Below are 7,821 nucleotides of genomic sequence, written 5' to 3'. Positions count from 1 at the left end.
GGATCGAGTCAAAAAAAAGCGGAAAGCTATGCCGTTGATCCACGCTGGAGCCGGCTTCCTGCTTATGGCGCTGGCCGCGGTGGAGCTTGTTACCGGACTGGTGGTGTTGTCACGATTTGTTGTTTCTTAGGAGGAGAGCCTTCCGGGGGCAAACCTTTCTGAAGAAAGGTTCTTCCCCCGGACCCCCTTTCCAAAGACTTTCCCTTGCTCCAGGCCTGCGGCCTGTCGCGGGTATCGTTTTTTTGTTTTGTTTCCCCCCCCCCTTTTTTTCCCTCCCCAAGCAAAAGAGCGGCCTGGGCCGCTCTTTTGCTTGGGGGCGCACCGTTGCCGCGAGTTTCGGGAGGGCGGAGCCATCCCGGAAATCGCGGCAACAGAACGACACGCCGCCGCGCTGCTCCGCCTGTTCACGCTTCATACGTCTTCCCACCGCACGCCCCCGGCCGCGCGCAGCGCGAGACCGGGAAATGGGATTCCAAAGGGTCGCGGACCCTTTGGCCGCCGGAGGCATGCCTTTCTCCCTGCATGCCTGCTCCACAACAAAAGCAACGCCCTGTCCGCGTGGGGCAGGGCGTTGCAGATAGCGTATTTATTCTGATCCGGTCAGCCTTGGGCCACCAGTTCCTTGACTTTGGCGAGCGCGGCGGGGATGCCGTCGGGGTTGGATCCGCCTGCCTGGGCCATATCGGGTCGGCCTCCGCCTCCGCCGCCCACTTCTGCGGCGGCCTGTTTGACGAGGTCACCGGCTTTGAAGCGATCGTGCAGGTCTTTGGTCACGGCCACGATGAGGGACACCTTGCCGTTTTCGTGCTTGGCGGCCAGGGCGATGACCCCGGATTCCATTTTGCTGCGCAGGGCGTCCATTTGTTCACGCATGATCTTGACGTTGGGGGCTTCCACTTCCACGGCCAGGGTCTTGACCCCGTTGATTTCCTCGGTGTCGGCCATGAGATCGCGGCCCGCGCCTGAGGCAAGTTTTGCCTGGAGGCGCTCCATTTCCTTGTGGGCGGCCTTGACTTCGGCCTGAAGCGCCTGGATGCGTTCGGCGATGTCGCCGGATCCGGCTTTGAGCAGGGCGGCAGCCTTGCGGAATTCGCCGCGTTCTTCCTGGAGCTGATTCAGGGCGTTCCAGCCGGTGGCGGCTTCGATGCGCCGGATGCCTGCGGCCACGCCGGTTTCGGAGAGAATCACAAAGGGTCCGGTTTGTCCGGTATAGGCCAGGTGGGTGCCGCCGCAGAGTTCCATGGACACGCCGGGCACCTGGACCACGCGCACCTCGTCGCCGTATTTTTCGCCGAACAGGGCGGTGGCGCCTTTTTTTACGGCTTCTTCGTGGCTCATGGCTTCGGTGAACACTTTTTCATTGGCCAGTATGGCCCGGTTGACCTCGTCCTCCACCTTGCGGATTTCCTCGGGGGTCATGGCGCTGATGTGGGTGAAGTCGAAGCGGAGCCGGTCCGGAGCCACCAGGGAGCCGGATTGGTTCACATGATCGCCGAGCACCTTGCGCAGGGCCGCGTGCAGCAGGTGCGTGGCGGTGTGGTTGCGCTGGGTGGCGACGCGGGCGTCTTTATCGACGCGCAGCTTGATATCTTTGCGGTCTTCGATGTGTCCTTCGGTGACCGTGATTTTGTGTACGATGAGTTCCGGGGAGGGGCGCAGGGAGTCGAGCACTTCGACCTTGCCGGTAAGGGACTCGGCTTGTCCCGCGTCGCCCACCTGACCGCCGGATTCGCCGTAGAAGGGGGTCTGCACGGTGACGAGCCAGCCGTTCTCCCCGTTTTCCAGGCGCTCCACACGTTGGCCGTTGTCATCCAGCAGGGCTTTGACGCGGGTTTCTTCCTCCAGGGTTTCGTACCCGGTAAATTTGGAGGATACGGATTTTTCCAGCAGCCCGGCGAAGAGCGAGGCAATGTCTTTTTCACCCGAGCCTTTCCAGGCTTTTTTAGCGCGTTGCTTTTGTTCGGCCATGCAGGCGTTGAAGCCGGGTTCGTCCACGGTCAGGCCTTGCTTTTCGGCCACGTCGTTGACGATGTCGATGGGAAAGCCAAAGGTGTCGTAAAGTTTGAATGCGGCCTCGCCCGTGATGGTGGAGCCGCCGGCCTGTTGCACGGCCTTGATTTCGTCTTCCAGCATGGTCAGACCTTTGTCCAGGGTCTGGGCAAAGCGTTCTTCTTCCTCGCGCACGACCTTTTCCATGAACTCCCGGTGCTTGACCAGTTCGGGGAAGGCGTGGCCCATGTCGTCCACGACTTTTCCGGCGGTCTTGTAGAGGAAGGCCTCCTTGAGTCCGATGAGGCGGCCGAAGCGGTAGGCCCGGCGGATGAGGCGGCGGATGACGTAGCCGCGTCCCTCGTTGGAGGGCAGCACCTGATCCGGGATGAGGAAGGCGATGGACCGGCTGTGGTCGGCGATGACCTGGAGCGCGGTGTCGGTGTCTGGATCGTTTTTATAGCGCACGCCAGCGAGGTCGGCGGCGTAGTCGATGATGGGGGTGAAGAGGTCGGATTCGTAATTGGAGCGAACGCCCTGGCAGACTGCGGCCACACGCTCCAGGCCCATGCCTGTGTCGATGGAGGGGCGGGGCAGGTCGGAACGGGTGCCGTCGGCGGCCTGGTCGTACTGCATGAACACGAGGTTCCAGATTTCCAGAAAGCGGTCGCAGTCGCATTTGCCGATGCCGCAATCCGGTCCGCAGCTCATTTCCTCGCCCTGGTCGATGTGCACTTCAGAGCAGGGACCGCAAGGGCCGGTGTCGCCCATGGACCAGAAGTTGTCCTTATCTCCCAGGCGGTAGATGCGTTCCTGGGGCACTCCGGCCACTTTCTGCCAGAGTTTTTCGGCCTCGTCGTCGTCTTTGTAGACGGTGATGTAGAGCTTTTCCTTGGGCAGACCCAGTTCTTCCGTCAGGAACTGCCAGCAAAACCGGATGGCGTCTTCCTTGAAATAGTCGCCGAAGGAGAAGTTGCCGAGCATTTCAAAGAAGGTGTGGTGCCGTGCCGTGCGCCCCACGTTTTCCAGGTCGTTGTGCTTGCCGCCCACGCGCAGACACTTTTGGGAAGTGGTGGCGCGTTTGTAGTCACGTTTTTCCTGGCCCAGGAAGGTCTTTTTGAACTGGACCATCCCTGCGTTGGTGAACAGCAGGGAGGGGTCGTCCTTGGGTACCAGGGGCGAGGAATGCACACGGGTATGGCCGTTTTGTTCGAAATATTTCAGGAAACGTTCGCGGATTTCAGCAGCTTTCATGGGTTGTCGTCACTCCGATGAGAAGGGGAAGACCGGGCGGAGTTTCCCGCGCCCGGTCCCGTATTGAATGGTTGGCGTTATTTTTTCGACCCCTGGTCTTGTTCGTCCTTGGCCTTTTCGTCGGTCTTGGCTTCGGTCTCTACGGATTGGGCGGCCGGAGCCTCATGATCTTCAATGCCGAGGTGTTCCAGGAGTTTGCTTCGTATTTGCGCGGCCAGGTCCGGGTTTTGTTGCAGGTACTGGCGGACGTTTTCCTTGCCCTGGCCGAGGCGCTCGCTGCCAAAGGCGAACCAGGCGCCGGATTTGTCCACGATGCCCGCTTCCACGCCCATGTCCAGCAGTTCGCCCTCGTGGGAGATGCCGGTGCCGTAGAGCACGTCGAAAATGCCTTCGCGGAAGGGCGGAGCGACTTTATTCTTGACCACCTTGACGCGGGCGCGGATGCCGAACACCTCGTCCTTGTCCTTGAGGGTCTGGATGCGGCGGATATCCATGCGCAGGGAGGCGTAGAACTTCAGCGCGTTGCCGCCGGAGGTGGTTTCCGGGCTTCCGTAGCCGGTCATGCCGATCTTCATACGAATCTGGTTGATGAAGAGCACCACGGTGCGGGATTTGTGGATGGAACCGGTGAGCTTTCGCAGCGCGTGGGACATGAGCCGTGCCTGTCCGCCCACTTGCGTCTCGCCCATGTTGCCTTCCAGTTCGCTTTGCGGAATCAGGGCGGCGACCGAGTCGATGACCACCACGTCCACGGCGCCGGAGCGTACCAGCAGGTCCGCGATGTCCAGAGCCTGTTCGCCATAGTCGGGCTGGGAGATGAGCAATTCGTCGGTTTTGACGCCCAGCCGCTTGGCATAGGTGATGTCCAGGGCGTGTTCCGCGTCAATGAACGCGGCGGTGCCTCCCTTTTTCTGGGCCTCGGCGATGATGTGCAGGGCCAGGGTGGTTTTACCCGAAGACTCCGGCCCGTAAATTTCGGATACGCGGCCACGGGGGATGCCGCCGACGCCCAGGGCGATGTCCAGGGCGATGGATCCGGTGGGGATCACCGGGATGGCTTGGTGGGCATCCTCGTCCATGCGCATGATCGAGCCTTTGCCGAACTTGCGTTCAATGGTGGTGATGGCGGTTCCCAGGGCTTCTTTGCGAAGCTCTTCCGGGTTGGGTTTTTTGGCGGCCATGCCTCTCCTCCAGGGGGTGCGTTCAATGGTTGAGCAGACGAGGGATAGCAGATAGCGCGGCCAGCGGCAACCGCGACGCAGGAGGGTGGCTCCGGGGGCGGAAGCCTGATTTCCTCGGGGTTGGCGGACTCGACAGGTGGACCTTTTTTGTGTATATGATCAAAAATTTTCATTGTGCCGAAGCGCACCACGGGAAAGAATGCAATGCCTGTGGAGGTGGCAGATTTCATGATTCGCAGAATTTCAGTCCGAGACCTCAGGCCGGGCATGTTCGTCACGGCTGTGGCGGACGGCTGGGTGCCGCTTTCCCAAGGCGTTTCGGGCATTCCCGGGTATGTTCACAGTGCCGATGAAATTCTGGCCCTGGCCCGGCAGGGGTATCGCGAAGTGTTCGTGGACATGCGGGCCGCTGTGTCGGGCGGTCGGCGTGTGTCCCGCTTCACCGACGGCAACGCCCAAGCCCGGGATTTGGACCGGGAGCTGGAGCGTCTCCCGGATGGGCAGCGGGGAACGGTGATTTCTGCCCAGCGGGATGATCCCATGGGAGAACAACTCGACGCCCGGGTTCGTATGGTCCGGGCCTGCTATGGCGAGACTCTGCGCGTGGTGGGGGAGTTGTTTACCGCCGCGGCCCAGGGGCGATCCGTACGCATGAGTCTGGCCCGGGAGGCCGTGCAGCTGGCTCTGGACACGGTGCCGAATGATTCCGCGGCCTGGTTCTGGGCGGCCCGACTGGAACAATATGGAGCGTGGCTGCACGTGCATTCCGTGAATGTGTTTGCGCTCTCGCTCCAGTTCGGGCTGGACCTGGGCTTGAAGCGGGAAGCCTTGACCTGCCTGGGCGTGGCCGCCCTGTTGCACGATGTGGGGCAGACCCGTCTGCCTGTGGATCTAATGGGCCGGCGCGGACCGTTTACCGATGATCAGGAACAAATTTTCCGGACGCACTGCGCGGAGGGGGAAGCGTTGCTGCGCCAGCAGCCGGATGTCCCGCCTTCCGTGTTGCGGTCCGTGCGTGAGCACCATGAACGGCACGACGGCAAGGGCTACCCGGACGGGCTGGCCGGGGATCGGCGCGGTCTGTTCGGCAGGATATTGGCTCTGGCGGATGCCCTGGAACGCATGATGGGGACGGGAAGCCAAGGGGAACGGGTATCCCCGGCCCAGGCCGTGAACCTGCTCTATGCCGGGCGCGGGCGCGCTCATGCGGAAGAGGATCTGGAACGGTTCATCCGTTTTGCCGGTGTGTTTCCGCCGGGTTCCATGGTCCGGATCTCGGACGGCCGCTACGGCATGGTCTGGCGGCATGATCCGGAGCATCCCCTGTCCCCGCTGGTAAATGTGGCCTATGACGAAACGCGGCGTCCCATTTCGCCCGTTCGCGTGCCGCTGGCTGCGGAAGGTCTGCGTGCGGAACAGGCCATGCGCGTCCAGTTGGAGCAAACCCATCCCCAGCGACTCGCTCCCGCCTGATGACCTGCGGCGGCAGGCTGCACCCCTCCTAAAAAACGGCAATATGGGCCGCTGCTTCAATCCTTTCCTGTTTTTTCATCCGGGAACAAGCTTCCAATCATCTGCTTTTACTTCTTGGTTTAGTCTCTACCGGCTCGTCTCGCTGGCTTTTTCAGAGGGCGAATAGCTCCCCCTTGTCAAGGGAGGAACTTCTTCCTTTTATTCTTCTTTTTCTTTCCCATTTTATCCCGCAAAAAAAACAGGGGTAGACTGTCGGGAATCCCGGCGTACTTCACGTCGGGCAACCGTACAATAGAGGGAGAAGACGAATGAATGGAAAGTACACCCTGCACCTGGAGCACGGCAGACAAGGTCGGGTACGTGTAAAGAATGAGACCGTGAATAGCTGTTCGGTCCGTTGGGAATACTGTTACGATGCAGCCGGTCGGCTGGCTGAGGTTCGCCGTGACGGCTCCGGAGTGGAACGCTATATCTATGACAGCAACGGCCGACGAGCTGAGGATTATGTTCCCTTACGAGGCCAGAGGGATCGCGTGTTTCGTTACGGTGCGGATAATCGCCTGCTTCAGGCGGGTGAGGCGCAGTACGCGCATGATAGCCGTGGTTTCCGCAGTCGGCGGGTAACGCTGCACGGCGAGACGCGCTATCACTATGCCCCTGACTATCGTCTCCTGGCCGTGGAACTTTCGGACGGGCGCGTCGTGGAGTATTCGCACGACAGGCAGGGGCTGCGTACCGGAAAATACGTGGACGGCATGCCGGTTGAACGGTTTCGTTGGCATGACCGCGCACATCTGGCGGCTTGGTCGCATGTGGATATGGCGGACGGACAGTGGCTGGACGTTATCTATGACCGTACTGCTCGACCTCTGGGGCTGGCGTCGCAACGTCGAGGGCAACCCTTTGTAATGTATTTCTATACGGATCAAGTCGGCAGTGTACGAGTGGTTGAACTTTCGACCGAAGGCATGGTAAAAGAAATCTTGTATGATGCCTTCGGCAACGTGCTGCACGACGGCAACCCCTGCCTATGCTCCCCTTTCGGGTTCGCGGGCGGCCTGCACGACCCGGACACCGGCCTTGTTCGCTTTGGTTGGCGTGATTACGACCCGGACACCGGCCGGTTCACTGCCCAAGACCCCATGGGCGCGGCGGGCGGCGATCCGGACTGGTACGGATACTGTCTTGACGATCCGGTCAATGGGGTTGACCCTTGGGGGCTGGAAGGTGAGTTTTGGGGAGGAATGAAAAGAATCGGGGCCGGACTCGGAGAATTGTGGGACAAGGCTCCTGCGGGCATCGGTGAGGCCGTTACCAAAGGGAGAAAAGGCGCTGGAGAGGCATTGAGCAAGACGGCGGATGCCTTTACGACCAACAGCGATTTGCAAAAATATACGGCGATTGCCTTGGGAGCCGGAGCGTTGCCCATTGCCGCGGCAGTCGGCACCACAGCAACACCGGCCATGGCTGCGGCTGCCATGCAGCACCCGGATAAGTTGGCGGCGGCGTCAAAGGCAGCAGCGGACTTTGCTTCGGGGGCATTTGACCCAGGGCCGCCACCTGCGTCTTGGTCTGGCTATTTGAGTGGCGCAGCCAACTATACGTATGACCAGTACAAAAAAGAGAAAAGAAGTGAGAATCAAGCTACCGGAAATTGCCTTAAGCGCGGCGCTGATTGCTGCAAGTACTGTGAATCTCACTTCAGAAGGAGACTCCTTTAAGGGGATTCCCGTTTACGACTGGGTTGCATATGTAGTCCTTGCTGGAGGTGTCGCTCTTCCCATTCTCGCTTGGTTCCTCCGCTCCCCATCCCGCAAACAGGAAAACGAGAAATAGAACAACCGCCCTACCGGATTGGCAGGGCGGTTTATTCATGCAAGCCGACGGACATTGAGGGTATTCGGGATACCATGGGCGCGGCGGG

General features: G+C 60.6%; 4 protein-coding genes. 2 read left to right on the top strand and 2 right to left on the bottom strand.

The genetic code is table 11. The annotated features are described in order from the left end of the window. Positions 1-600: 600 nt before the first annotated feature. Together alaS and recA are read right to left on the bottom strand one after the other, a co-directional pair. Entirely contained in the window at positions 601-3,243 is a 2,643-nt protein-coding gene (gene alaS / locus B5D49_RS14425; RefSeq protein ID WP_078718429.1) for an alanine--tRNA ligase, read from the bottom strand. A gap of 77 nt (positions 3,244-3,320) precedes the next feature. Further along, the gene (gene recA / locus B5D49_RS14420) at positions 3,321-4,424 is read right to left on the bottom strand and encodes a recombinase RecA (RefSeq protein WP_078718428.1); all 1,104 of its coding nucleotides are present in this window, start codon (positions 4,422-4,424) and stop codon (positions 3,321-3,323) included. 228 nt (positions 4,425-4,652) lie between these two features. On the opposite strand from recA, the gene B5D49_RS14415 reads away from it, so the two are divergent. Then, on the top strand, positions 4,653-5,897 hold the full coding sequence (locus B5D49_RS14415; protein ID WP_159447260.1) for an HD-GYP domain-containing protein: 1,245 nt from the start codon (positions 4,653-4,655) through the stop codon (positions 5,895-5,897). Between the two features lie 308 nt (positions 5,898-6,205). Beyond that, entirely contained in the window at positions 6,206-7,618 is a 1,413-nt protein-coding gene (locus tag B5D49_RS14410) for an RHS repeat domain-containing protein (RefSeq protein ID WP_078718426.1), read from the top strand. Positions 7,619-7,821 lie beyond the last annotated feature (203 nt).

The organism is Paucidesulfovibrio gracilis DSM 16080, from assembly GCF_900167125.1.
GTDB classification, from domain to species: domain Bacteria; phylum Desulfobacterota; class Desulfovibrionia; order Desulfovibrionales; family Desulfovibrionaceae; genus Paucidesulfovibrio; species Paucidesulfovibrio gracilis.
Note: the sequence above shows the minus strand (reverse complement) of the source record. Positions and strands in the feature narration are given on the sequence as shown.

What these genes read in the sequence shown, in the direction of transcription:
- alaS (WP_078718429.1), bottom strand. Translation starts at nt 3,243, where the DNA reads ATGAAAGCTGCTGAAATCCGCGAACGTTTCCTGAAATATTTCGAACAA.
- recA (WP_078718428.1), bottom strand. Translation starts at nt 4,424, where the DNA reads ATGGCCGCCAAAAAACCCAACCCGGAAGAGCTTCGCAAAGAAGCCCTG.
- B5D49_RS14415 (WP_159447260.1), top strand. Translation starts at nt 4,653, where the DNA reads ATGATTCGCAGAATTTCAGTCCGAGACCTCAGGCCGGGCATGTTCGTC.
- B5D49_RS14410 (WP_078718426.1), top strand. Translation starts at nt 6,206, where the DNA reads ATGAATGGAAAGTACACCCTGCACCTGGAGCACGGCAGACAAGGTCGG.